Below are 25,109 nucleotides of genomic sequence, written 5' to 3'. Positions count from 1 at the left end.
CAAAGCCTACTGGCACGCATGAAATCATGCAGGCGTTCGGTTTGAAGCGAAGGGACCCATTCATCTGCCGCATTGTGCCGGACCTTGCACCAGCCGCCGGCTCGCTTGGACAATGACGTCTGCAGAATACTCTTTCCCTTCATCGCTGTGTGATATGGGACACTCAAGTTCTTCAAAGCTGATTCTAAGATGCCATAACCGCGGCCTTAAAGTCAAGGTGCGACATTCACCCGGTCCGTGCCTCCTCAAGGATCCGTGGATTCTGGGGGACCCGCCCTGCCTGGGGGATCGGCTAGACCCCGGAGTAGGCCATAAACCCGCCGTCTACCGGAATGACCGTGCCCGTGACGAACCCGGAGGTCTGCGCATCCAGCAGCCACAGCACCGTGCCCAGCAGATCCTGGGGTACTCCGAAGCGGCGCATCGGAGTGTGATCGAGGATCTTGCGGGAGCGATCGGTCAGCGAGCCGTCTTCATTGGTGAGCAGCCGGCGATTCTGCTCGGTCAGGAAGAAGCCGGGGGCTATCGCATTGACCCGAATGCCGGATTCCGCCAGATGCACAGCAAGCCACTGTGTAAAATTGTTGATGGCCGCCTTCGCCGCGCTGTAGGCTGGCACCTTGGTCAAGGGAGAGGGCGCACTCATGGAGGAGACGTTCAGGATGACCGCATCGGAACGTCCCAGCATGTGCCTTGCAAAGATTTGCGTCGGAATGAGCGTCCCCTGCATGTTCAGATCGAACACGTCCCGGAAGCCGGACACGGAAAGATCAAAGAAGGTCGCCACGTCCTCCTGATCCAGATCCTCCATCCGGAACCGCTCATTCGTCGTATTGGCATCCTTATGATTGCCGCCCGCGCCGTTAATCAGAATATCGCAGGCTCCAAGCCGGCTGCGGACCTCCTGCTCGGCCTGGATTACGCTGCCCGGGTCGGTGACATCGCAGGCGGCGGCGATGGCGATGCCGCCTGCGGCCACAATCTCGTCCGCGACGGCCTGGCCCTTGCTCAAGGTGCGGTTGAGCACGGCGACCTTGACGCCTTGACGGCCCAGCTCCAGCGCCATAGCGCGGCAGAGCACCCCGGAGCCGCCCGTGATCGCCGCGACCTTGCCCTTTAGAGCGTCATGCTTCGGCAGCGTTGTGTATACTTCAGGAACCATCATGAGGAGACCTCCTTTCCGGCACGGGCCTGCTCCAGCGCATCCCAGACGCCCCATAAATACATAATGCCAAGGGCCCGGTCATACAGGCCGTAGCCTGGCCTGCACTGCTCGCCCCAGATATGCCGTCCGTGATCGGGGCGGCAGTAGCCGGTAAAGCCGTGCTCGTGGTAAGCCTTCACGACGCCGGCGATGTCTACCGTGCCGTCCTGCGTGCGGTGAGACGTCTCGATGAAATCGCCGTTGTCAAACACCTTCACATTTCGGATGTGCGCAAACGGAATCTGCTCATGAAACTCTCCGATCATGCTCACGATATCATTAGCCGGGTTCGCCCCGAAGGAGCCGCTGCACATCGTGACACTGTTGGAAGGGCTGTCCACCAGACTCAGCAGCCGGCGGACGCTGTCTGCTCCTGTCATAATGCGGGGTAGGCCGAAGATGGACCAGGGCGGATCATCGGGATGTATGGCCATCCGGATGCCGTGCTCCTCAGCGACCGGAATCACCGCCTCCAGGAAGTACGCCAGGTGATCCCACAGATCCTCTGCGGTAACCTCGCGGTACGCCTGAAACAGCTGAGTCAGCTGCGAGAGCCGCTCCGGCTCCCAGCCCGGCATCGTCAGGGCACTATTGCGGGTAATGCTGCTCACAAGCTCCAGCGGATCGATGCCGTGAATCTTGTCTTTTTCGAAAAAGAGAGCGTTCGAGCCGTCCTCCGTTTCCTTATGCAGATCGGTCCGTGCCCAGTCGAATATCGGCATAAAGTTGTAGCAGATGACCTTTACGCCAACGGTCGCCAGCTTCTTGATATTGTCTATGTAGTTCTGGATGTAGAGGTCACGGGATGGAAGGCCCAGCTTAATGTCCTCATGCACGTTGACGCTCTCCACCACCTCCACATGCAGCCCATAGCGGAGCGCCTGATCCCGGACCTCGATGATCCGCTCCATCGGCCATGCTTCACCGGCCGGAATATCGTGCAGCGCCCAGACGATTCCTTCCACGCCCGGAATTTGCCGGATCTGCTCCAGCGTAACCGTGTCATTTCCTTCGCCAAACCAGCGAAATACCATACGCATCTTGCATACCGCCTTTCTAGTCAATGAATGTAGGGCCTAACGAATTGAGCTTGCAGCCGCTCCCGTTCAGATCCCGGGGGGCTTGAAATAATCCGGATGCCTCTGCTGCAGCACGGACAGGTTGGAGATGATCAGGCTCAAGTGCTGCTTCATCAGCGCATCGGCCCTCTTGCCGTCCTGCTGCCGGATGGCTTGTACCATCTCCCGGTGCTGTTCATACAAGGAAGCCCAGTCCGGATCCTCGGACAGCCACAGCATGCGGCTCCGGTTGAGATGGGCATTCATCTGTTGAATGACGTTCCACGTGCCGAGCTTCCTGCAGCCGGCAAACAGGATGCGGTGAAATTCCTCATCGAGCTGGAACATCATTCTGCCGTCCTGCTGGAAGACACTGTGCTTCTGCTGCGCCAGATTAGACTCCAGCTCGGCCAGCAGGTCCTCCGGGAAGCTCTCGCAGGCAAGGGCGATCACAGCGCGCTCCAGCTGCTCGCGCATGAAACGGGCTTCTTCCACTAGCTCCGGATCGATCAGGGAGACGCGGGTACCGCGCTGGGGCAGGACGACTAGCAGTCCTTCCTGAGCCAGACGGACAAAGCTTTCCCGCACCGGGGTGCGGCTGACCTGATATGCCGTAGACATCTCCTTCTCGGACAGCAGGGTGCCTGGCGGCAGCTCCAGGCTCAGAATCTGCCCCTTCAACGAGGTGTAGACCACACTGCCGGCTGAGGAATTCTCGGCCGATAGCATCGTTTGAAAAGACTGTGACGGCGGTATGGATACCATAATGTACATTCACCTCCTGAGGTTCTGCCATACTACCATACAAGTATGGCAGTATCATATTATACTCTGTATCCGCTTGCAAGGGGGAAATGAAGCGGAAAACAATTTTTTTAGCATGGATAGGGTGGGGGGCTATGTGTTACAATAGCTGTATGATCAGATGGGCCTTGCCTCAGGGCAGGGACCTTGCAGGAGCTTAGAAAGCAAGCTTGCGAAGAACGGGGGACAAGAGATATGTCTGCAGAGAATCATCTTCATGAGGAGTGCGTCGTAGACGGGGAACGGAAGAGCCATCATTCCGATAAAATCAAAAGCAATCTCATCAGCCGCCTGAACCGGATTGAAGGCCAGATTCGCGGTGTGAAGGGCCTGATTGAAAGGGATACGTACTGTGATGATGTGCTGAACCAGATCGCTTCGGTCCAATCCGCGCTGAACGGTGTGGGAAAGCTGCTGCTGGAGCATCATATGAAGAGCTGTGTTATGGAGCGCATCCAGGAGGGAGACGAAGAGGTCATCCCTGAGCTGCTTGTGACGATTAACAAGCTGATGAAATAACGCGATCGTCCGGGGCCTGCTGCGCTTTGCTCTGCAAGCTGCGCAGCTCCGCTGGCCCGCAGTCAAGCGGGATGACTCGTCTTCCTTTTTATAGGGTAGGTGGGTATGCTAGATAGATGGATATTTTGTACATTGTGCTTGCTGTAACAGCATGCGCAAGAAGAACCAATACGCACGGAAGAGGTGTACATGATGGAACCAACAACAGGACAGAGTCAGGGAGACCGCCCGGGACTGAAGAAGGCAACACTCCAGCTGACCGGAATGACCTGTGCCGCTTGCGCCAGCCGAATCGAAAAAGGCCTGGGGCGGATGAAGGGCGTGCAGGAGGCCAGTGTGAACTTTGCGCTGGAGCGCGCGTCCGTACAATATGACCCCGAGGCCGTAACCCCGAAGGACATGGTTCAAAATATCGAAAAGCTGGGCTACGGCACGCTGAAGGAATCGGGAGATCTGTCGCTGACCGGAATGACCTGTGCAGCGTGCGCCGCCCGCATTGAGAAGGGGGTAGGCCGCCTGCCAGGGGTAGACCGGGCGACGGTGAATTTCGCGCTGGAGTCTCTGCATGTGGAATACAACCCGGCGGAGGTAAGCATTCCGGATATTCAGGCCCGGGTGCAGAAGCTCGGCTATGGAGCGGAGCCCAAGGCGGCCGCGGAAGAGGCCTCTCGCCACCGTCAGGATGCGATCCAGCGGCAGAAGCAGCGGCTGCTTCTCTCTGGCCTGCTGTCTTTGCCCCTGCTGTGGGCCATGGTGAGCCATTTCTCGCTGACGTCCTGGATCTGGATGCCGGATCTGTTCATGAATCCGTGGTTTCAGCTGCTGCTGGCTACGCCGGTGCAGTTTTATATCGGGGGGCCGTTTTATGTTGGGGCTTATAAGGCGCTGCGCAGCAAGAGTGCCAATATGGATGTACTGGTGGCGCTGGGCACGTCGGCGGCCTATTTCTATAGCCTGTACTTGACGCTGCAATGGGCGTTCGCCGGTGCACCGGGCCATCACGGTCCGGACATGTACTATGAGACGAGTGCGATTCTGATTACGCTGGTGCTGCTCGGCAAGCTGTTTGAGGCACTGGCGAAGGGGCGGACGTCAAAAGCGATTCAGAGCCTGATGAGCCTGCAGGCCAAAATGGCAAGGGTCCTTCGCGGCGGAGAGGAGATCTCCATTCCGGCGGAGCAGGTGCAGGTGGGAGATCAGGTTATCGTAAAGCCGGGAGAGATTATTCCCGTAGACGGGGAAGTGCTTGAAGGGGTTTCATCGGTCGATGAATCGATGCTTACCGGAGAAAGCGTTCCCGTGGATAAGCAGCCCGGTGATCCTCTGATTGGTGCGACGGTCAATAAGAACGGGCGCCTGATCATGAAGGCGTCCCGGATCGGCCGCGATACGGCGCTGTCGCGTATTATCCGTGTGGTGGAGGAGGCACAGGGCTCCAAAGCGCCCATTCAGCGGATCGCCGATGTCATCTCGGGCGTGTTCGTCCCGATTGTGGTCGGCATTGCGGTGCTGTCCTTCCTGATCTGGCTGCTGGTCATAGCGCCGGGTGATGTGGCAGCGAGCCTGGAGATTGCCATTGCCGTGCTCGTCATTGCCTGTCCATGTGCATTGGGCCTTGCCACACCGACCTCCATTATGGCCGGCTCGGGCCGGGCAGCGGAGCTTGGGATTCTGTTCAAGGGCGGAGAGCATCTGGAGTCGGCCCATAAGGTGGATACGGTCATGCTGGACAAAACAGGCACCGTGACGAACGGCACACCGGAGCTGACAGATGTGGAGGTGCAGAATTGGCTCAGCGAGGCGGAGTTCCACCGCCTGGTAGGTGCCGCAGAGCGCGGGTCGGAGCATCCGCTGGCGGAGGCCGTGTCCGCCGGGCTGGCGGCGCGCGGCGCGGTATTCAAGGCTGCCGAATCGGTAGAAGCGGTCCCGGGCTACGGCATCTCCGCGCTCGTGGAGGGCCGCCGCGTTCTGGTCGGCACCCGTAAGCTGATGAGCCGTCATGATGTAGATTTCAACGATGTGCTGGAGCGCATGGTGCAGCTGGAGAGCGAGGGCAAGACCGCGATGCTGGCAGCCGTAGACGGGCGGCTGGCCGGGCTCATTGCCGCTGCGGATACAATCAAGGATACATCGCAAGCGGCGGTTGAGCGGCTCAAGAGAATGGGCATTGAGGTTATTCTGATGACCGGGGATAATGAGCGGACGGCGAGAGCGATTGCGAAGCAAGCCGGCATTGATATCGTGCTGGCCGAGGTGCTGCCGGAGGGCAAGGCCGAGGAGGTGCAGAAGCTGCAGCGGCAGGGCCGCAGGGTAGCGATGGTCGGTGACGGCATCAACGATGCACCGGCTCTGGCCGTAGCCGATATCGGCATGGCGATGGGAACCGGGACGGATGTAGCGATGGAGGCTGCAGATATTACGCTGATGAAGGGCGATCTCAACAGCATCCCGGACGCCATGGCCATGAGCCGCCGAACGATGCGCAACATCCGGCAGAATCTGTTCTGGGCGCTGGGATACAATACGCTGGGCATCCCCATTGCCGCAGCGGGGCTGCTGGCACCCTGGGTCGCGGGTGCGGCGATGGCGCTGAGCTCGGTTTCGGTCGTGCTGAACGCGCTGCGGCTGCAGCGCATGAAGGGAAACTAAAGCGACGGCGGGAAGTGCAAGGAGCACTCCTGCCAGTCTGAGCCTGATTCAGCCCATCACCAAGCAAGCCCCCCTTGTCCCGCAGCGCGGGCTCAAGGGGGGCTTGTCATGTTGAAGATGGTTAGGAAGCGGTCCGGGAGCTGGCAAAGCCCATCTCGGACAGCAGCTCATAGGAGCGCAGGCGCGCCTGATGATCATAAATCGCCGAGGCGACGATGATCTCATCGGCTTGCGTCTGCTCCAGGAACTGCTCCAGCTTTTCGCGGACGGTAGCCGGGCTGCCAATCGCGGAGTAGGTCAGCGTCCGGCTCACAATCGCCCGCTCCTGCAGCGACCACTGATCCTCCATGCTGCTGACCGGAGGCTTCAGCTGACCGGTTTTGCCGCGGATAATGTTCAGGAACTGCTGCTGGCCGGAGGTGGACAAATACTGGGCCTCCTCGTCGGTATCCGCGCAGATGACATTCACGCCGATCATGGCGTAAGGCTTCTCCAGCTCCTCGGAGGGCCGGAATTGACTGCGGTACAGATCCAGGGCGGGCAGCAAATAGTCCGGTGCAAAATGGCTCGCAAACGCAAACGGCAGCCCCAGCTGTGCAGACAGCTGAGCGCTGAAGCCGCTGGAGCCCAGCAGCCAGATCGGTACGTCCAGGCCTTCGCCCGGAACTGCCCGAACCCGCATGGACGACCCGGAGGTGGGCTTGAAGTACGTTCTCAGCTCTCCAAGGCGGTCCGGGAAATCCTGTCCATCACTGCCGGATCCACGGCGCAGCGCCCGGGAGGTCAGCTGATCCGAGCCGGGCGCCCGGCCGAGGCCCAGATCAATCCGGCCCGGAAACAGCGACTCCAGCGTGCCGAACTGCTCTGCAATGACGAGCGGCGAGTGGTTCGGCAGCATAATGCCGCCAGAGCCGACCCGGATCTGGCTCGTGCCTGCTGCAATATGGCCGATCACGACAGAGGTCGCCGAGCTGGCGACACCCGTCATATTATGGTGCTCCGCCAGCCAAAAGCGGTGGTAGCCCCACTGCTCGGCGTGCTGTGCCAGATCGAGCGAGTTGCGCAGCGAAACGGCGGCTGTGCTGCCCTCTGTAATCATGGACAGATCCAGAATCGAGAGCGGTATATGTTGAAGGGAATGAGATGATGGCTGAGCTTGTTTCTGCATAGAAATTCCTCCTTGTCTAACATAGGGTGTATGGGTATACCATAAACCATTATACCTCCTGTTATGCAGGAAACCCAAATCTGCGGCATGAAAGCGAGGTCTCAATTAGGTTATACTCATCTTAAAGAATGAAACAAGAGGCGGTATCTGCGGCTGTTACATTCAAGAAGCCAAGGCCGCAGGGGAAGACACCCCCGGCGGCCGGGAAGAGCATCAGGAAACGGAGGACACGGGTGTGGAGGAGCTGTTAAGGCGGGAGCATGAGGTGATGAAGGTATGCCTGCTGGCCGGAAAAATCATGCTGGAAAGCGGTGCCGAAACCTACCGCGTGGAGGATACGATGGTTCGCATTGCAGCAGCCTTTGGCTTGGATAACAGCCATAGCTATATGACGCCGACAGGCATTATTTTTTCAATTGAAGAGCCAAGCCATATGACCCGGCTGATCCGGATCGCGAGCCGTACGACGAATCTGTACCGCATCGATCGTGTAAATTCCATCTCCCGGAGCATTCATCTGGGTGAGCTGACCGTGACCGAGGCGTTTCGGGCCCTTCAGGAAACGGAACGGGAGAAGCCCAATTATCCGTCCTGGCTCATGATCCTGATGGCTGCGGTGGTCAGCGGATGCTTTCTGCTCATGTTCAACGGCACCTGGGAGGATGTGCTCCCCGCCGTACTGGCTGGCGGCCTGGGCTACATCACAGCGGTATCTATGGAAAAAGTGGTGCCGGTCCGCTTCTTTGCCGAGTTCTCGGGGGCCTTGATCATTGGCATGACCTCGGTCTGGCTCGTGCGGGCCGGTCTGGGCCGGCATCTGGACCTGATTATGATCAGCTCCGTCATGCCTCTCGTACCGGGGCTAATGATTACGAACGCCATTCGGGATTTGATGGCAGGCCATCTGATCTCCGGCTTGTCCAAAGGCGCGGAGGCATTTATCACCTCCTTCGCGATCGGGGCGGGGATAGCGTTTATGCTTACTTTTTTATGAAGGAATGAGCACCATATCGATGGGAACAGTCGCGCCTGTTTCCAATTACAGGAGGGACCGCCGTGGAGATTCATCACGCACTGCAGCATGTACTGGCGAGCTTTATCGCCTCCGCCGGCTTCGGCATTTTGTTTAACGCTCCCCGCAGGGCCCTGCTGCAATGCGGGGCGGCCGGGGCGGCCGGGTGGATGCTGTACATCTGGCTCCAGGAGCTGGAGGTGCTGCCGGTCACGGCTACGGTCGTAGCAGCCTTTTGGGTGACGATCATCAGTCACTATTTCGCCAAGGTGTACCGGACGCCGATTATCGTCTTCAGTGTATCCGGGATCATTCCGCTGGTGCCCGGAGGGCTCGCGTATGATGCGCTCCGGCATGTCGCCATGAATCAGTATGACCAGGCGGTGTCCCTGGGCGCTCAGGCGTTCATGATCTCCGGCGCGATCGGTCTGGGGCTGGTGCTGGCCGAGGTTACGAACCAGCTGATCCGTAAATGGCTGCCGACCCGTTACCTGGGGAGGTAAGGGAGGACAGCCATTCATTGGAGCTATTTCACGCCGATCCGCATCCGGTAGCTGAGCAGGACGCTTTCTTCGCTATCGGCAAAATGGCGCTGGATCAGCTCCTGGAACGTGGCAATATCACCGTCCAGGTCGGTTAGGCCGAGGCGCAGCACCGCCTGTACGCTGCCCTGACTCAAGGCAAGGCCGAGGTAGCGCTCTGCGGTGCAGGGCTCTTGGTGGTGAAATACGACTTCTTTTGCGAAGCGGAAGCGGCCGCTTGCCTGGATCTGCTGCAGATGCCCCTCCTTGCTCCACTTGTGGGCCTGGGCCTCTTTCTCCACATGACGGTCCAGCAGCTGATCGGCATTCCTGATGAGCTGTACATAAGCCTGCTCCACCTCCCAATGTAGGAGTGGCGGCCAGTCACAGTCATAGGCAGCGAAGAGGCCGCCCTCTGTCAGGATGCGGGCGGCTTCCTCCAGGGTGCTGCCGGGGTCCATCCAGTGAAAGGATTGGGAGCAGGTCACGATGTCTGCCGAGCTTGCCGGCAGGCCGGTCTGATTGGAATATCCCGGCCGGAACGAGAGATGACTGGCTCCGGACTGCTCCAGCTTCTGCTCGGCAATACTGCGCATGTCTCGGCTTGGCTCAATGCCAATGACTTGCTGTGCAGCCTCCTTCCAGGCGAAGGTGGACAGTCCGGTCCCACAGCCAAGATCGACAACGAGCCGCGGGGTATGGCCCAGATCGCGGGTCAGGAGATGGATGACCAAGGGCGGGGCTTCGGGCCGGTGTCGGTCATACAGGCTCTGAAAGCCGGAGAAGCGCTCAATGTTGCTGATCACATTGCCTTCGGGAACAAGAGAAGGGGAGTCCCCTGTAGTGCCCGGTCCAGTGCAGCCTGCGCCGCTGGGGCCTTGATTAGGGTCGGTCATAATATCATCATCCCCCTTAATAAATGGTAATGTAGACAAATATATTTATTATTAGGAAAATATTATTACATCCTAAGTTCCCGAAATTTATAGCATGGGAGGGTCTACCCCCAGCGCTCGATACAAATGAGACTGATTTTGCGACACTTCTCCAAGGATTTGTCCGTGTTCAGGCGCTTCAAACCGCTCTATGGTTTCCAATTTATCGAGTAATCCCTGCATCGTCCATGAATCAAAGAGTCCAGCATCTTGCATGTGTTTCTTGACGTAGGAAAGGTAGATAAGAGCAATAAATTCAACGAACAGCTTACCGTTGAGTGAAATTTCCGAAGAAACTTGCATTCTACCGAAATTTAGTTGCTCTCTAAGATTTCTGAATGCTTTCTCTACGATGTCCTTACTGCAGTAGAACGACAAGGCCTCACTTAGATCTTTCACTTCGTTGGATAACAGGGCGAAGTAGCCGTAATTCTGTACTGTCTTAAGCATCTTGTCCTCTCGTGGGACAATTATTCGGGCCACGCTTCGGGATCTCTGTCACTTCAAAATACTTGTTATAATCCTTGAGGCAATACTCACGCAGCTTGCTCTCCTGCAGATCGCGGTACAGACCGGTGAGGTACTCATTCTATTGTCCGTCAAGCTGCGTATTTCACGGGCTACTAACCTATGACACATCTATCGTTGACCAGATTTTTGATCTACGAAAGTTGAGCTAGGAAAAGAAAAACGGGTGAGTCCCGATCCATCGGAACAAACCCATTATTTCTTTTAATTTTCTTAATTGTTTGCGTTTATTGTTTGGTTCTTCATTCAAAGCAGGCAGAATAGATATCACCGATACTAAAAAAACCAATTGCTGCACTAATCAATTCAGGACCCGCGTCTTTTGCAGCGAATCTGACAGCATAACCAATTGCCTCGTTTATGCTGTAACCCCATTCGTTCTTAGCAACTTTGAAAGCTGGGACCAAGTTACCAATGAATTTTGTTACGCCTCCGCCGGCTTTGATAACGTCTTTAATCTTTGCAATTTTTGCGAATGCGAAAAGATTTTCTGCAATTGCAAGTCCTACTGCAGAAGTACAACCGACAACACCAAGTGTTCCTACAGTATCATCTTTAGACAAGTTATAAAATTTATCACCATCTGTAATATACTTATCACCTGTATAAGCACTCAGCCAATCTGAAGTTGCTTGAGCACCTTTTTTAATTACTTCATCAGGAATAGCTTCAATAAGGTATAAAGCCTTTTCTAATTCAGCAAATTCGGTTTGGCTGAATTGGTATATAACACCTTCGTTGTTAGCACTCGCCGAAGCCACACCTACCAAATTCATTAGCAATACCAAAGCCACCAAACTAGAAATGGTTCTCTTGAAAAAATAACTCATGCCGTTCCTCCTTTTTTTAGAAATTTTGGAATAAGTAAATCTTAAACCATAATATGTTATAATTCAACCTAATAAATCCAAAAGGAGGTTTTAATTTGAAACGTAGAGTGCCATTTGGTTTATTGATTCTAGCTATGGCAATGGGTGGTTTTTTTGTGACTCAACTTGAGAATGATAGATTTAAACTCATTTATTCAGCTTTAGGAATCTTGGTTATTGTAACAAGTTACTTTCTATTTTTTAAAAAGAAAGGATAGTTTAAAATCACTGCTCTCAAGAAAACGGAAAAAGCGAGAAGAGGAACGCTCCCGTCGTATACTGCTTTAAATGCCGTTGAGCTTGAGCCAACAAAAGTTTCATATTTCTATGTACAAGTGCACATAAGAATTAGGAGGAAAACATGACAGAAGCAGTCCAAGCTGTATTTTTTGACGTAGATGATACGCTCTATGACCATTTGACGCCCTTTCAGGAGGCTGTGCGGGAGGTTGTCCGGCCAGAAGCCGGATTCCCGTATGAAGAGGCATATCATTTGCTGCGCTACTATAGCGACAAGCTGTCTGTAGAGCTCGGGGGTGCTGGCTCCGCCGATTACAGCCGTGGACTGAAGCGGCTCCGAACAGAGCGCTTTCAGAAGACGCTGGAGCACTTTGGAATCCCGGTCGGAAAGCGCGATGCAGAAGAGCTGCAGGCCGCTTACCTGGCCCGGCAATATCATATTGAAATGTTTGCCGGGGCCAGGGAGCTCCTGCGGCAGCTGGTCAACGCCGGCTATACGGTCGGCGTCATCACGAACGGGCCGCTGCAGCACCAGATGAACAAGGTCGCCGCGATGCGGCTGGCCGAGGTACTGCCTCCAGAATCCATCTTCGTCTCCGGCGGCGTAGGCTGGGACAAGCCGGACCCGCGCATCTTTCAGCATGTGAATGAGGTCACCGGGACGCTGCCAGGAAGCAGCCTCTTTGTCGGCGACTCCTGGCGCAACGATGTGGTCGGTGCCCTGGAAGCCGGCTGGCAGACGATCTGGTTCAATCACCGGAACGCCAAGCCGGAATCCCAGCATCTCCCGCACTATACCGCATCCAGCTTTGAAGAGGTGGAGCGGATTCTGAGCCGGCTGCTTCCCTGAAGGTCCGGCTCACTCCTGTCAGGGCCCTGGCATTCTAGAAGCTGAAGCTGGAACTAGAGCAGCTTCTCGATGTGGCTCTTGATCTTCTCCGGCGTATCCGTAGGGGCAAAGCGGCTGACGACCTTGCCATTGCGGTCCACCAGAAACTTGGTGAAGTTCCATTTGATCGCCTTGGTGCCCAGGGCGCCGGGAGCTTCTCCTGCCAGGTATTTATACAGGGGATGGGCGCTGTCCCCGTTCACATCAATCTTCGAGAAGAGCGGGAAGGTCACGCCATGATTAATCCGGCACGCCTCAGCAATGTCAGCGTCCTTCTCCAGTTCCTGATTCATAAACTGGCTGCTTGGAAAGCCCAGCACCGCAAGCCCCTGATCCTTGTAGTTCTGATGTAACTGCTCCAGTCCGTCAAACTGTGGAGCGAAGCCGCATTTGGTCGCCGTGTTGACGATGAGCAGCACTTTTCCCTTGTAGGCCTCCAGAGCCTGGGTATCCCCTGTAATGGATTTAACCTCATATTGATAAATGGACATGCATATATCCTCCTTCAATGAATGTATATGAGTGCAGCGCTTGCGTTCATTTCTATCATATCACGCGGAACAGCGCCATGAGAAATTCCCGGCTTTACGCTCAAGATGGGCAGGCTCATCGATAGATAAAACACGGTGCCAAGCTTACATCAAAAAGACACCTTCAACCCTTAAGGCATGCTGCCCGCAGGAGTTGAAGGTGTCTTTTGTATGATCCGGCCGGATTCTGTTTTAAATAAAGCTTAGTGTCTGTCTTTGAACTCGCCGACCTTTTCCTGGGCTTCGCCCTTGGCTTTATCCTTCTTGCCTTCGGCCTGCAGAGAGTGGTCGTCGGTCGCATTGCCGATCTGATCCTTGATTTCGCCTTTAGCTTTATTTACACCACTCTTGACCTTATCGCTTATTCCGTTATGATCACTCATGTGTAACAGCTCCTTTACGAAGTAGGATACCAGAGTATTACCCGGGAGCGGAGGGTTCTAAACTTCACGACGGCTAGGCGAAGGCACGACCGCTCTTCCGGCGGCTGCAGGCTTGCAAGGGGGCCTATTCCGGCTTAACGTCCTGCTCCGGAAGGGCCCAGACGGACACACTGCCCCCGTTCACCGGGAATTCCGCGTTGCCGTCCTCTTCAATTGTGATACGCTCCTGGCGGGTGTTCGTCAGATCGAGCCAGACCTCTCCCGCCCGATGCGCGCCCACCTGCATCACTTTGCTGCCTTCCTCGTGATTGGAAATGACGACAGCGCAGCCAGAGCGCGGAATATCCTCCACGCCGCGTCGCACCCAGCCGATCAGCCCGGGCTGGTCGAAATAATCATCCTGCTGGCCGTATGCCTTGTGCTGCCGTGCATACAGCAGCGGATCAATCGCTTCCTTCTTGCCCGGAATCGGCTGTTCGCCGCCAATACCGTAATAATCGCCGTAGAAGACGACCGGGTATCCATCCTGGCGCAGCAGGATGAGGGCGTAGGCGCTCTGCTTGAACCAGTCCTGGACCCAGGACTGCAGCGATTCCTGCGGCTGGGAGTCATGATTGTCTACAAAGGTTACGGCATGCAGCGGGTGGGACTGCACGAGCGTATCATCAAAAATAGTTCGCAGATCAAAATCCGCTCCTGCCTCTGATGCGGCCTGCAGCTTGTAATGAAGTGAGACGTCAAACAGGTCGATATTATAATCCACGGTGTCCAGGAAATTGCGGCATACCTCCAGCTCCGGATTCCAGAATTCGCCGACGATGTAGAAGTCCTCGCCGAACTCTTTTTTCATCACAGATGCAAATTCCTTAATGAAGTTATGGTTAATATGCTTGATCGCATCCAGGCGGAAGCCTCCGCAGCGCAGCGTTTCTGCAAGCCACTTGCCCCAGGCCAGCATCTCTTTCTGAACGTCCGGGTGATTGTAGTCAATATTGGCGAACATGAGATAGTCGTAATTGCCGAATTCATGATCTACCTGATCGCTCCACGTTTTGTGGTCGCCGACAATCCGGAAGATCCCGGTCTTCTTGCCCGCCTCGTCATAATCGGTTCCGTTAAAATGGGTATAGTCCCACTTGAAGGAGGAATACGTGTCACCGCGCCCCGGGAAGGTGAACTTCGTCCAGCCCTCGATTTCGAAAGGCTTGGAGATTTCCTTGTTGCGGTCCTGCTCGTCCACCTGGACGACCTGAAAGTGCTCCTTCTCATCAGCCCCGGCCTTATGGTTCATGACCAGATCGACATAGACGTTGATGCCCTGCTCCCGGCAAGCATCGATGGCCGAGATCAGCTCGTCCTTCGTGCCGTATTTGGTAGCGACCCCGCCCTTTTGGTCAAATTCGCCGAGGTCGTACAGATCATATACGCCGTAGCCATTGTCCTCCGGAGACTGGGCTTTCGTTACGGGTGGTACCCAGACCGTGTCGATGCCCGCCTCCTTTAGCTCGGCAGCAGCCTCCTGCAGCCGTTTCCAGTGAGATCCATCCGCGGCAACATGCCACTCAAAAAACTGCATAATCGTATGATTTCTTTGCATCATCTTCATCTCCCCTGGAATGATCCTTCATTATGTAGGCACCCCGCATGCCTGCCTGGGTCCAATTCCAATTACCCATTGACGTGAGGAGTCCAAACGGCCGTGCTGCATCATCTTCGGCTGATGGTTTTAACATGCCCTTTTTACCCGTATAAAAGCCGCTCGCAAGTCCTTTTTAACCAGAGGCGGCATCAGACAATAGACTCTTTTTTCCACTGATAGTGTATGCTATAATGGGTTCAGCTTAAGTGTGAAGGATATGGTCAACAAGGCTGATTCCATATCGCAGCGATCTTGCAGCAGGCAGCTCTCATTTCATTGTGTAAGGCTATGACTTCCAGAATGAATGAGAATGAGTGAATATATATCCAGGTAAATGGGTGAATCTATCCCTCATGGGGTAAAAGTCACTTTCATGGCCTAACTTTCGATCGGGAGAGTTAGGTCATTTTTTATTTCCAATATATTCTAATATTTTCTCTGCGCCATGCAGCCAAATAACCTGAGTCTGCCGCTTAAATTTAGCTATACGTCAGGAGGGGTCTGAGCATTCGTTCAAGAATGGTGCCTGTCTTATTGGGAGAGGGCCGGTGCTATGGAGCGAGTCGTCATTCATGAATCAGTCTATACATCAATTACAGCAGCTTATTGCTAGCTATACGGGAAAGGTCCTGAGAGAACGCTTTGGAAAAGGACCGGAATCCGTCATTGTATCCATGGGCGGGCAGTATATTACTATTTATCTTCGAAACTTTTTGACGCCATCCGAACGAGTGCTGCTGCAGCAGGACCATACACACATCGTCTATCAGACGAGAGAAAGACTGATGGAGCTGGTGCTTCCGGAGGTCAGTGCCTATATTGCGCAGGTGACCGGGAGCCAGCCTGAGGAAATGTATTACGACTGGGCTCTGCATCATCATTCCGGTATGATCACCGCCATTTGCCTGGAGACCTTCACTGAAGAGGTGGACCTCAACGAGCAGTTTGACAAAAAAGCCGAGCTGGAGCAGGAAATTATTCTGATCAGCGGTCAGGCCCGGCGGAATCCGGAGCAGCTCCAATCTTTTGAAATGAATAATCGCACGCTCTTATTTATTCGTGAGGGCATTTTGGTGCCGATTGAGAAGGAGTTCATCCGTTTGGGGCACGGGGAGCTGCTAAAGAGTGTAAAGCGGAATATGGAGAAGCAGTATTTGTATCAGCAGGGTCTGTTTGAGCCGATCCTGAATCGCCGAATTCTGGATATTTTCGTCGATTGGGATTATGATTTCAACAAGAGCATCATTGTGATGGTCACTTCTCCGCGCAGTTTATAATGTCGTTAGGTTGCATTGCCAGCCGCCAGCCTGCTCTCGGGTATATGCCCCTTGCAGGTCGGGCGGCTTTCTTACTTTTCTTTCCGGTGTGGTTCCATTATACTAGGTCACAAGAAGTATAAAAGAAGAAGGCATGTCTGAATATGTAAAGCGAGTCACATGCCGATGGAGCTAAATATGATGCATGAACATTACGATGGATGGATTGTCCTTTTATCGGTTCTGATTTCAATCGGGGCTTCTTTTCTGGGCTTGAATATTGCCAGCAGGGTATACCGGGCGAGCGGGCTTCAAAAGCTGTTATGGCTGTTCGGCGGCTCCACGATTATGGGGCTGGGCATCTGGTCGATGCATTTTATCGGAATGCTCGCTTTTCACTCGGTTCAGGCGCTGGCTTATGATCCGGCCTTGACTCTGTTGTCTGCCGTGATCAGCTGTATCGGCGCCTTCGTAGCCTTTTATTTGGCCACACATAGCCGAACCGGGATGCCGGGCATGTGGATTGGGGGCGTCAGCATGGCACTGGCCGTGTTGATGATGCATTTCATCGGCATGGCCGCCATGAGAATGGATGCCCAGATGACCTTTGATCCCCTGCTTACGGGAATTTCGGTCCTGATCGCTTTCGCTGCATCCTTTACTGCGCTGATGCTGTTTCGCAAATTCCGCTACTCTATCCGCTTCAGCTACTGGAAGGTCAACAGCGCCCTGCTTATGGGGGCCGGAGTATCCGGAATGCATTATACGGGGATGGCTGCAGTGCAGTTCACGCCTTATCAGGGGCCGGCTGTCCTGACAGATTCCGGCTATATTACCTTTTTGCTTATTCTGATCTCGGCGGCAGCTACCGTTATTCTTATGGTCACGATGGGGGCGCTGTTCTATGAACGTCATCTGCTCGAGAAAATGGCGTATCACGATTCACTGACTGCCTTGCCGAACCGCAATGGCATGATGCGCTATACAGAGAGCAGCCTCGACAGGCACTGGAGAGGAGCCGTGCTGTTCATCGATCTTGACCGCTTCAAGTCGGTCAATGATTTATACGGCCATGACGTTGGTGATATGCTCCTGCAGGTGATTGCAGACCGCTTCAGAGAAGCGGCAGGCCAGCAGGCGCTCGTCTATCGACTGGGCGGGGATGAATTTGTGGCACTGGTACCACAGGCGAACCGCGAGCAGGCGGGCCAACTGGCGGATCGTTTCATCTCTACTATACATAAACCGGTTCTGGTGGAGGGTTACAAGCTGATGGTGTCCGGCAGCATTGGCATCAGTATGGCTCCCGAGCATGGCCAGGAACGCAATGTTCTGCTGCGGGCGGCAGATACCGCCATGTATCACGTCAAGAAGACCGGCAAGGATCGGTACAGCTTCTTCGACGATCAGATGGCACAGGAGCAGGCGCGCCGGCTGAGGCTGGAACGGGATTTACAGCTGGCGCTACACCGCTCCGAGCTGAGGATTGTATATCAGCCGAAATGGGATGCGCGATATGACCGGTTAGCCGGCATGGAAGCGCTCCTGCGCTGGGAGCACCCGGAGCTGGGTTCGATTTCACCTGGCGAATTCATCCCGATTGCAGAAGAGAACGGCGTGATCCTGACCATTACGGCCTGGATGCTGAATGAGGTATGCCTTCAGAATGCTGCCTGGCAGAAGGCCGGCCTGGCCGCAGTTCCTGTCTCCGTGAACATTTCGAGCCATGTGCTGGACAGCTTCCTGATGGTCAGCATGATTGACCGTGCCCTGCAGGACTCCGGGCTGCCGGCCTCAGCTCTGGAGCTGGAGATTAAGGAGTCGGTTGCGATGAGCAACCTGGAGCAGAGCATCGAGCAGCTTGGACGGCTGCAGAGCCGCGGGGTCCGCATCTCCATGGACGATTTCGGCACCGGCTATTCCTCGCTGGGACGAATCGGGGACATTCCGTTCCACACCTTAAAGATCGACCGCTCCTTTATTCAGCAGAGCAGCCTGTTCTTTAAGCAGGCCATCATCCGCAACATGGTGGCGATCGCGGGCAATCTGAACCTGGGCATTATCGCAGAGGGCGTAGAGACGAAGGAGCAGGCCGAGTTTCTCATGACCACAGGCTGTTATCAGATGCAGGGATTTTATTTTGGTGTCCCTATGGACGCAGATTCCATGGATAAGTGGCTGCATGGAGGGGGAGCGGCAGGACGCCTAGCCGCTGCCGGAGTGGGGGTCGCGGGCCTCGAAGCGGCGGCGGCCCTGCCGCAGGCTTAAGAGCAGATTATGCCCTGCCGGCGGCGTGTGCCGGCAGGGCTTTTGATGTCAAGAGCAGATGGCAGGGGCTCAGACCATCCAGAAGGTGATGATCGAGAGCAGTACGGAGGAGAGCAGCATGGCAGCCAGCGGGCGCCAGGCCCGGGTCAGACTGCGCAGATGGATCTGCAGGCCGAAGCCGGCCATGGCCATCGCGAGCAGGAAGGAGGCCGCAGCCCCCGCGAAATCCTTCACAGCCTCCGGGATGAGCGGCTGGCCTGAAGGGGCCAGGCTTCCAGCCAGGCTAAAGGCGGCAAACCCCAGCAGAAACCAGGGGAAGGCCGGCCGCTTCGCGGTTTCATTCCCGCCTTCTCTCCGCATCCAGGCCAGGAGTACAAAGCACAGCGGCAGCAGCAGAAACACCCGGCCCAGCTTGGCCATCAGGCCGGCCGTCAAGGCCTCCTCCCCTGCCGGTGCTGACGCCAAGGCGACCTGAGCTAGCTCATGCAGGCTGAGCCCGGCCCAGATGCCGTATCCCAGGCTATCCAGCGGCAGCAAGGGCTGTACAAGTGTATATACGACAGCAAACAGCGTGCCAACGAATGCGATCATGCCTGCTCCCAGAGCGGTGTCCTCCTCCTTGGCATTCAGGATTGGTGCGGCTGCGGCAATGGCCGCAGCACCGCAGACACCGGTGCCGATGCCTAGCAGAAGAGATAGGGAGCTCTCTGCCTTCAGCCATTTGGCCGCATACCAGGTTAATGTAATGCCCAGGAGGACGACGGCAGCGCCTCGGAGCAGCATCCCGGGCCCCTCACTGAATAGCGTGCCCATGTTCAGCTTCAGCCCGCAGAGCATAATGGCAAGCCGGAGAAGATTCTTGGAAGTAAACTGAATGCCGGGCCGCAGGCTTTCGGGATACCCCAGCAACTGCCGGTACAGGGCGGCAAGCAGGATACCCCAGGTTAGAGGTCCCAGCAGCTGGAGCGCCGGAATCCATGACAGCAGCTGACCGCATAAAGCCAATGCGGCTGTGAACAGAACACCGGCGCTGATGGATAACATCTGCCTGCGGGCAGGCAGGCGAGAGAGCTTCATTAGACGGTGGATATTTGATTTTGGGTCAGAAGAGGAAGAGATCTTAGGAATCATAAGCAATAAGCCTCCAGTCAGTAAAAAATGATGCCGTAGTTCCATGGTAGCCCCAGACTTGAGATAAGAAAAATAAATTGTTATGATCATCACGATAAGTAAACGCTTATAGTAGAAATATCAGAACAATGTAAAGGGGCTGGCCCGGGATGGATCAAGCGCTGGAGGTATTGGTTACCGTCATTGAGAAGAAGAATTTTACCCGGGCCGCAGAGGAGCTCAGCATGACGCAGCCTGCGGTCAGCCAGTATATCCGCTCCCTGGAGCAGTCGCTGGGAGCCAAGTTGCTGGAGCGGAGTAATAAATATGTACGGCCTACTCATGCAGGAGATATTGTCTACCATCACGCCAAATCCATTCTGGGCACGTATACGGCCATGCAGTCCCTGGTGGATGACGTTATGAACCGGGCCGGGGGCGAGCTGGCGATCGGTGCCAGCTATACATTTGGCGAATATGTCCTGCCGCGCCTGCTGGCCCGGCTGAAGCAGCAATATCCGCTCGTCCGTCCCAGCATTCATATTGGCAATACCGATGTCATTGGCGAGATGGTTCTTAACTATGAAATTGATATCGGCATTGTCGAGGGCGAGTACGAGCATGCCAAGCTGCTGGTGAGTCCCTTTGCCCAGGATGAGCTGCAGCTTGTCGTTCCCAATGAACCGAGGTTTCAGGGAATACGAGACCTTGAGCTGCAAGAGCTGCTGCAGGAGACTTGGATCTTGCGGGAGAGCGGCTCGGGCACCCGGCGCGCAGCCGAGCGGATGTTTGAGGGGCGCGGTCAGAGGCCGCCGTACACACTGGAGTTTGGGAGCACGCAGCTGATCAAGGAGTCCGTCGAGGCGGGCCTCGGCATTTCACTGCTCTCCCGCTGGGCGGTGCAGAAGGAGCTGCAGCTGGGCTCGCTGCTGCTGGTGCCGCTGCGTGGAGAAGCGGTGGTCAGGCCTTTTTCCTGGATTCTGCACCATACACCTTACCGCACCAAAGCCGTTGATGTATTTCTCGATATGCTGAAATCCCCTCTTCAGGGATAGAAGTTCGCAGGCCGGCGAATTAACGTTTGTGAAAAGGATGGATTTGGGTAATACTTGTCACCATAACAAGTTTGGGGTGAATTCTGCCGGTCTTTTGTCCGGCTTCATGATGAATAATATCCATATGCCAGGAAACAAGCTGACACGGACGCAAAAACGAAGAGCCGCCCGCAAGCGGGCCAAAGCGCGGGCTGTAGCTGCGGAGCAGGTACTGCTGGCCAGCGATGCCGCTGTACAGTCAGCAGCTGAATCCAGCAGCAAGAGCAGGCACAGTGGAGGATCCGGGGGCAATCAAGCGAAAAGGCGCCGCCATTCAGCCGCCCGCCGGGACACCGCCTTGAATGTGCCTGCCGCCGCAAAGACCACGGCGAAGGGGCGTCCGGCTGCACCGCCAAGGCCTCCCCGGGTGCCGGGGCAGCCGGACCCGTATGATGCTGCGCGCCTGGTGCCGACCCGGGCCGGCTTTATACGGATGCGGGGCCGCACCGACAAGAACCGCCGCTGGCAGCAGGATATTGATCCGCAGCTCGCGGAAATCCTGGTGAATGAAAGCGCAGCGGTCGTCGTCAACCGGAATACCATCCGCCGCTTATATACGAACAAGGGCTTTCGCAAATATATTTTGGAGCGCGATGCATATCAGTGTTATTTTTGCGGAAACTATGGAAACACGATTGATCACCTCCTGCCCCGGGCAAAGGGCGGGCATACGACACCGGTGAATTGTGTCTGCGCTTGTATGGATTGCAATCAATCCAAGGCAGATCAGCATCTGGAGGATTTCATCAGAAGCAAGCCGCTGGAGGATGGGGAGAAGCCTTCAGGCAGTCAATTTCACGGCATGTGACTAAAAGCGAAGAGATTAGGGAAAATTGTTGTTAGCATGCTCATCGTGGTCAGCTTGCTATGAATTACGCATCCATCAAACTCCAGACGAGGAGGAAACCAACGTGAAAACCATGAACACTATTGCGCTGCTTCTGCTCATTATCGGCGGGATTAACTGGCTGCTTGTCGGCCTGTTCCAGTATGATCTGGTCGCTTCAATCTTCGGAGGCCAGGAGTCCGCCGGTGCCCGCGTCATCTATACTATTGTCGGCCTGTGTGCGCTGTACTCCATTAAATTTTTTGGAGATGTAGCTGACGACCGCCGTGCAGATGCGCGCTAGGCTGTAATATAGCTGCAGAATATGCACAGGAGCAAGCCGTAACGGTGAAAGCCGGGACGGCTTGTTTTTTGATGTTTTTATAGGAAGAAAGATGCAATCATAGGATCCGATCAGCTTATCTATAATGTGTTAGATTACATAAAGGGAACGCTTTTAACTGAGCTAACATACAGCATACAGGTCACAACGTCTCGGGATTGCAGCGTCTTGGAGCAGGGATTTGGGTAATGGGTAACATCAGGTTTTGGAGCACGAGGGAAGCATTGGTTCTAGGGCGGGAGCTTTATTTATAATAGGTAGCTTTGGATGCAACGGAAGGGAGAGCTCAAGCATGAATGACATTCAGGTGACAGTATGGAATGAATATCGGCATGAGAAGCAGAATCCGCAGGTACACAGCATTTATCCGAATGGGCTTCATGAAGCCATTGCCGGCTATCTTCGCAAGGACAGCAGACTGAAGGTACGGACCGCGGTGCTGGATGAGCCGCAGCATGGTCTGAGCGAGGAGGTGCTGGACAACACGGATGTGCTGATCTGGTGGGGCCATAAGGCGCATGACGAGGTACAGGATGATGTCGTTGAAAAAGTACAGCAGCGCGTACTGGACGGAATGGGGCTGATCGTGCTTCACTCTGGCCACGGCGCGAAGATCTTCACGGAGCTGCTGGGGACGAATACCCCGTCTCTGAAGTGGCGGGATGACGGTGAGCGGGAGAAGCTCTGGGTGGTAGAGCCGGGTCATCCCATCGCGAACGGCTTGAGTGATTTCATCGAGATTGAGAAGGAAGAGATGTACGGCGAGCGATTTGAAATTCCGGCACCGGATGAGCTGGTGTTCATCTCCTGGTTTGAGGGCGGCGAGGTGTTTCGCAGCGGCTGCTGCTACCGGAGAGGCACGGGCAAAATCTTCTATTTCCGTCCCGGACACGAAACCTTTCCGACCTATCATCAGCCGGAAGTGATGCAGGTGATCCAGAACGCCGTATATTGGGCGGCCCCGACAGAAGGCGCTGAGGTCACGTATGGCCGGGTGGAGCGTGACCGGGAGCATCAGGCCAGTCTCTAAAACAAGCGGTTACCTCAAAAACCCTGCAGGGCGTGCCTATGCGCCTTGCAGGGTTTTTGAAGCGTGTCTTGGTTCGGTATTAAGAGGTATACCGCTGCCGCAGCGTCTGGGTCATGGCCGCGACCTCTTCCTCCCGCGGCAGGCGCAGGGCGGCTGCTGCGGCGTCCATGGCCTCGGGGCTGAAGGACTGCTGCTGCATACGCACCGTCTCCTTCAGGAGCCGGATTAGCTCAGGCACCGCCAGGGCACCAAGTGAGGTGAGCTCCTGCAGGCTGGCCGTGGATTCTCTCGTGACCTTGGGATAAAGCTCTGGCGGCGTGTCGCCGGCGGCTTCCTCATAGAAGGCGCGCACAAGGTCGGCCCGATTTCCTCCCGACCCTTCCGCAATAATGAACGCCTGCACGATCAGCGCTTTGCTCTGGCGGCGCTGGGCGATGCCGCAGAACTTCTGCCCGGAGATGCTGAGGTCAAAAGCGCCGGGGCAGAAGGCGCCGGCAATTTCGCCTGCCCTGACCTGGCGGCCGGTTCCGCGGAGTGCCTGCTCGATGAGCCCGGCCATCCGGTGGAAGGCCGGCTGGAAGTCGCCCTGCCCCGGGCCGCTGCTCAAAGGAACGATCAGTGAGACATTGACAACGCCGGGATCCAGCGGTACGGCTGCACCGCCGGAGTGCCGGACAGCAACGTCATAGCCGAGCTTCCGGATGCTTCGGGATGCAGCCGCGGCACCGGGAAGCCGGCTGTCGCGAACGCCCATGACGAGAGCGCCGGGATGCCTCCAGATATGGCAGATAGCCGGCCCTCCGGCCCCCGTCTGTCTGCACAGCAGCTCATCCAGCGCAAAGGCGTTCAGGACATCTCTTCGCTGCAGGTCACCGCTTCGATCCAGGAGCAGAATCGGACCCGCCTCCTCCTGCAAAACATTCAAATCCGACATGGTACAGCCTCCTTCTTCTGGAATGGCACCGGATGCTGCGGCCAGGCTTGCAGCGCCGGGTATATAGGTTCAGCATAGCATAGAGCCATTGCGCGGTGATATGGTCTTTTCTACATAAATTCTTGTAACGGCGATGAAAGCGCTGTGCGGGGGGATAAAAAATATAGGATTGACAAGAAGTGAGTAAAATCCTTATAATCCTAGTGTGTTTCTAGGGATTATATTAGAGGAGGAAGTTATGATGAGAACCCATGCCCGGAGATTGAAAGGGCTGACCATAGGTCTGCTGCTAGTGGCATTATTGGCAATGACTGCCTGCGGGAATGACGCCAAGAGTGGTGAAGCCAGCGGTGCAGGAGAGGGAAAGACTGATTTTGTCGTCGGATATTTAAATGTTATGGATGATGCACAGGCGATGCTCGCTTATGAAGCGAAGCTGTACGAGAAGCATGGGCTGAATGTCACCATGCAGAAGTTCAAGAGTGGAACGGATCTGATCAAGGCGATGGTAGGCAAGCAGGTGGATGCCGGCGTGCTGGGCTTTACGAACGCGGTTTCCTGGGCGTCGAAGGGAGCCGGCGTAAAGGTGGTAGGCGGAGCTCAGCTGGGCTTTCACAGCGTATTGGTGAAGGAAGACAGCAGCATTGCCAAGATTGAGGACCTGAAGGGCAAGAAGCTGGCCTCCCAGGGTCAGGGCAGCACGGCTGATATTGTACTGAACGGTGTGGTGCTGAAGGAAGCGGGCCTGACGAGCCAGGATTTGCAAATGGTTTACGTAGATCCTGCACAGGCGATCCAGTCTCTGTCCTCGGGTGCTGTGGATGCGGCGTTTGTGTTTGAGCCTTACGACAGCATCGCCTCCCATACGATGGGCGCGAAGCAAATTTATGAGATCGGCAAAGTGTGGCCGTTTCCTTGTATGGTCGTCATCACGACCGACGAGAACCTGGACAACAACCGTGACGCTGTAAACAAGCTGCTGGATGCCCAGAAGGAAGCGATCGAAATGCTGCAGGAGGAGCCGGTGAAATCCGCAGGCCTTATTATGAAGCATTTTGTGGAAGGCGACACGATGGATTCCCATCACGGCGGAACGGTAGAATCCGTGGATGTGATCAAGCAGGCGATCGAGACGCAGGTGTTCAACTGGGATATTACCCCTGACCAGATTACACGTATGCAGGAAATTTCCGATATGATGAAAGAGCAAGGCGTGCTGGAAACAGATGTAAATGTAGAAGAATTGATTGATCTGAGCTGGCAGAATGAGCAGCAGAAGCAGTAAGCATTAACAGCAGTG

General features: G+C 55.5%; 24 protein-coding genes, 1 pseudogene and 1 other annotated feature (1 of these 26 running past the window's edge). Of the genes and pseudogenes, 13 read left to right on the top strand and 12 right to left on the bottom strand.

Annotation, left to right across the window (positions count from 1 at the left end):
- Window positions 1-152: a binding site (T-box leader), on the bottom strand (it extends 139 nt beyond the left edge of the window).
- Between the two features lie 140 nt (window positions 153-292).
- The 3 genes from ACH6EH_RS08990 to ACH6EH_RS08980 form a co-directional block, all read right to left on the bottom strand.
- The gene (locus ACH6EH_RS08990) at window positions 293-1,165 is read right to left on the bottom strand and encodes an SDR family oxidoreductase (protein ID WP_397332039.1); all 873 of its coding nucleotides are present in this window, start codon (window positions 1,163-1,165) and stop codon (window positions 293-295) included.
- Window positions 1,162-2,244 (bottom strand): mannonate dehydratase, encoded by a 1,083-nt coding sequence (uxuA, locus tag ACH6EH_RS08985; protein ID WP_138227386.1) that lies wholly within the window; start codon window positions 2,242-2,244, stop codon window positions 1,162-1,164. The genes ACH6EH_RS08990 and uxuA overlap by 4 nt, the downstream gene beginning before the upstream one ends.
- A gap of 66 nt (window positions 2,245-2,310) precedes the next feature.
- The gene (locus ACH6EH_RS08980; RefSeq protein WP_397332038.1) at window positions 2,311-3,027 is read right to left on the bottom strand and encodes a GntR family transcriptional regulator; all 717 of its coding nucleotides are present in this window, start codon (window positions 3,025-3,027) and stop codon (window positions 2,311-2,313) included.
- A gap of 234 nt (window positions 3,028-3,261) precedes the next feature.
- On the opposite strand from ACH6EH_RS08980, the gene ACH6EH_RS08975 reads away from it, so the two are divergent.
- Both ACH6EH_RS08975 and ACH6EH_RS08970 read left to right on the top strand, forming a co-directional pair.
- A complete protein-coding gene (locus ACH6EH_RS08975; protein WP_138227385.1) occupies window positions 3,262-3,585 on the top strand; it encodes a metal-sensitive transcriptional regulator in 324 nt (107 codons plus the stop codon).
- 189 nt (window positions 3,586-3,774) lie between these two features.
- Window positions 3,775-6,234, top strand: a complete 2,460-nt coding sequence (locus ACH6EH_RS08970; RefSeq protein ID WP_397332037.1) for a heavy metal translocating P-type ATPase — start codon at window positions 3,775-3,777, stop codon at window positions 6,232-6,234.
- Between the two features lie 121 nt (window positions 6,235-6,355).
- Here the strand turns inward: ACH6EH_RS08970 and ACH6EH_RS08965 are convergent, their stop codons facing one another.
- Window positions 6,356-7,402 carry an LLM class flavin-dependent oxidoreductase gene (locus ACH6EH_RS08965; protein ID WP_397332036.1) on the bottom strand — a complete coding sequence of 349 codons (1,047 nt, stop codon included), beginning with the start codon at window positions 7,400-7,402 and terminating at the stop codon, window positions 6,356-6,358.
- 235 nt (window positions 7,403-7,637) lie between these two features.
- On the opposite strand from ACH6EH_RS08965, the gene ACH6EH_RS08960 reads away from it, so the two are divergent.
- Complete coding sequence (locus ACH6EH_RS08960; protein ID WP_397332035.1) at window positions 7,638-8,396, top strand: threonine/serine exporter family protein; 759 nt, start codon at window positions 7,638-7,640, stop codon at window positions 8,394-8,396.
- A gap of 62 nt (window positions 8,397-8,458) precedes the next feature.
- On the top strand, window positions 8,459-8,917 hold the full coding sequence (locus ACH6EH_RS08955) for a threonine/serine exporter family protein (protein WP_138227383.1): 459 nt from the start codon (window positions 8,459-8,461) through the stop codon (window positions 8,915-8,917).
- Between the two features lie 23 nt (window positions 8,918-8,940).
- Here ACH6EH_RS08955 and ACH6EH_RS08950 read toward each other — a convergent pair whose 3' ends face one another.
- The 3 genes and pseudogenes from ACH6EH_RS08950 to ACH6EH_RS08940 form a co-directional block, all read right to left on the bottom strand.
- Window positions 8,941-9,831, bottom strand: coding sequence for a class I SAM-dependent methyltransferase (locus tag ACH6EH_RS08950; RefSeq protein WP_397332034.1), 891 nt, complete (start codon window positions 9,829-9,831; stop codon window positions 8,941-8,943).
- A gap of 87 nt (window positions 9,832-9,918) precedes the next feature.
- Window positions 9,919-10,459, bottom strand: a pseudogene (locus ACH6EH_RS08945) (IS1634 family transposase); the annotation flags it as partial.
- Between the two features lie 181 nt (window positions 10,460-10,640).
- On the bottom strand, window positions 10,641-11,228 hold the full coding sequence (locus ACH6EH_RS08940; RefSeq protein ID WP_397332032.1) for a hypothetical protein: 588 nt from the start codon (window positions 11,226-11,228) through the stop codon (window positions 10,641-10,643).
- 95 nt (window positions 11,229-11,323) lie between these two features.
- On the opposite strand from ACH6EH_RS08940, the gene ACH6EH_RS08935 reads away from it, so the two are divergent.
- Both ACH6EH_RS08935 and ACH6EH_RS08930 read left to right on the top strand, forming a co-directional pair.
- On the top strand, window positions 11,324-11,485 hold the full coding sequence (locus ACH6EH_RS08935; RefSeq protein WP_175415370.1) for a hypothetical protein: 162 nt from the start codon (window positions 11,324-11,326) through the stop codon (window positions 11,483-11,485).
- Between the two features lie 143 nt (window positions 11,486-11,628).
- Complete coding sequence (locus ACH6EH_RS08930; RefSeq protein WP_208203789.1) at window positions 11,629-12,357, top strand: HAD family hydrolase; 729 nt, start codon at window positions 11,629-11,631, stop codon at window positions 12,355-12,357.
- A gap of 53 nt (window positions 12,358-12,410) precedes the next feature.
- Here the strand turns inward: ACH6EH_RS08930 and ACH6EH_RS08925 are convergent, their stop codons facing one another.
- The 3 genes from ACH6EH_RS08925 to ACH6EH_RS08915 form a co-directional block, all read right to left on the bottom strand.
- Window positions 12,411-12,887, bottom strand: a complete 477-nt coding sequence (locus tag ACH6EH_RS08925) for a glutathione peroxidase (RefSeq protein WP_397332031.1) — start codon at window positions 12,885-12,887, stop codon at window positions 12,411-12,413.
- Between the two features lie 242 nt (window positions 12,888-13,129).
- Window positions 13,130-13,309, bottom strand: a complete 180-nt coding sequence (locus ACH6EH_RS08920) for a CsbD family protein (RefSeq protein WP_208203790.1) — start codon at window positions 13,307-13,309, stop codon at window positions 13,130-13,132.
- Between the two features lie 124 nt (window positions 13,310-13,433).
- Window positions 13,434-14,906, bottom strand: coding sequence for an alpha-amylase (locus tag ACH6EH_RS08915; RefSeq protein ID WP_397332136.1), 1,473 nt, complete (start codon window positions 14,904-14,906; stop codon window positions 13,434-13,436).
- A 614-nt stretch (window positions 14,907-15,520) separates the two neighbouring features.
- Here ACH6EH_RS08915 and ACH6EH_RS08910 point away from each other — a divergent pair.
- Entirely contained in the window at window positions 15,521-16,225 is a 705-nt protein-coding gene (locus tag ACH6EH_RS08910; protein WP_208203791.1) for a Na-translocating system protein MpsC family protein, read from the top strand.
- A 159-nt stretch (window positions 16,226-16,384) separates the two neighbouring features.
- Window positions 16,385-18,472 (top strand): putative bifunctional diguanylate cyclase/phosphodiesterase, encoded by a 2,088-nt coding sequence (locus ACH6EH_RS08905; protein ID WP_397332030.1) that lies wholly within the window; start codon window positions 16,385-16,387, stop codon window positions 18,470-18,472.
- 69 nt (window positions 18,473-18,541) lie between these two features.
- Here ACH6EH_RS08905 and ACH6EH_RS08900 read toward each other — a convergent pair whose 3' ends face one another.
- The gene (locus tag ACH6EH_RS08900; RefSeq protein WP_397332029.1) at window positions 18,542-19,549 is read right to left on the bottom strand and encodes a YeiH family protein; all 1,008 of its coding nucleotides are present in this window, start codon (window positions 19,547-19,549) and stop codon (window positions 18,542-18,544) included.
- Between the two features lie 203 nt (window positions 19,550-19,752).
- On the opposite strand from ACH6EH_RS08900, the gene ACH6EH_RS08895 reads away from it, so the two are divergent.
- The 4 genes from ACH6EH_RS08895 to ACH6EH_RS08880 all read left to right on the top strand — a co-directional run bounded on the left by ACH6EH_RS08895 (window position 19,753) and on the right by ACH6EH_RS08880 (window position 22,875).
- Entirely contained in the window at window positions 19,753-20,637 is an 885-nt protein-coding gene (locus ACH6EH_RS08895) for a LysR family transcriptional regulator (RefSeq protein ID WP_397332028.1), read from the top strand.
- 106 nt (window positions 20,638-20,743) lie between these two features.
- Window positions 20,744-21,484: an HNH endonuclease gene (locus ACH6EH_RS08890; RefSeq protein ID WP_397332026.1), complete on the top strand. Its 741-nt coding sequence runs from the start codon at window positions 20,744-20,746 to the stop codon at window positions 21,482-21,484.
- Window positions 21,485-21,587: 103 nt separating this feature from the next.
- A complete protein-coding gene (locus tag ACH6EH_RS08885; protein WP_138227373.1) occupies window positions 21,588-21,806 on the top strand; it encodes a DUF378 domain-containing protein in 219 nt (72 codons plus the stop codon).
- Window positions 21,807-22,137: 331 nt separating this feature from the next.
- Window positions 22,138-22,875, top strand: coding sequence for a ThuA domain-containing protein (locus ACH6EH_RS08880; RefSeq protein ID WP_397332024.1), 738 nt, complete (start codon window positions 22,138-22,140; stop codon window positions 22,873-22,875).
- Window positions 22,876-22,954: 79 nt separating this feature from the next.
- Here the strand turns inward: ACH6EH_RS08880 and ACH6EH_RS08875 are convergent, their stop codons facing one another.
- Window positions 22,955-23,809, bottom strand: a complete 855-nt coding sequence (locus ACH6EH_RS08875; protein WP_138227371.1) for a lipoate--protein ligase family protein — start codon at window positions 23,807-23,809, stop codon at window positions 22,955-22,957.
- A 238-nt stretch (window positions 23,810-24,047) separates the two neighbouring features.
- Between ACH6EH_RS08875 and ACH6EH_RS08870 the strand changes: the two genes are divergently transcribed.
- Window positions 24,048-25,094, top strand: coding sequence for an ABC transporter substrate-binding protein (locus ACH6EH_RS08870; protein WP_208203802.1), 1,047 nt, complete (start codon window positions 24,048-24,050; stop codon window positions 25,092-25,094).
- Window positions 25,095-25,109: the final 15 nt, after the last annotated feature.

The organism is Paenibacillus sp. JSM ZJ436 (genome assembly GCF_044383795.1).
GTDB lineage: Bacteria > Bacillota > Bacilli > Paenibacillales > Paenibacillaceae > Paenibacillus_AQ > Paenibacillus_AQ algicola.
The sequence above is the reverse complement of the archived record's forward strand: the minus strand, read 5'-3'. Positions and strand labels throughout refer to the sequence as shown.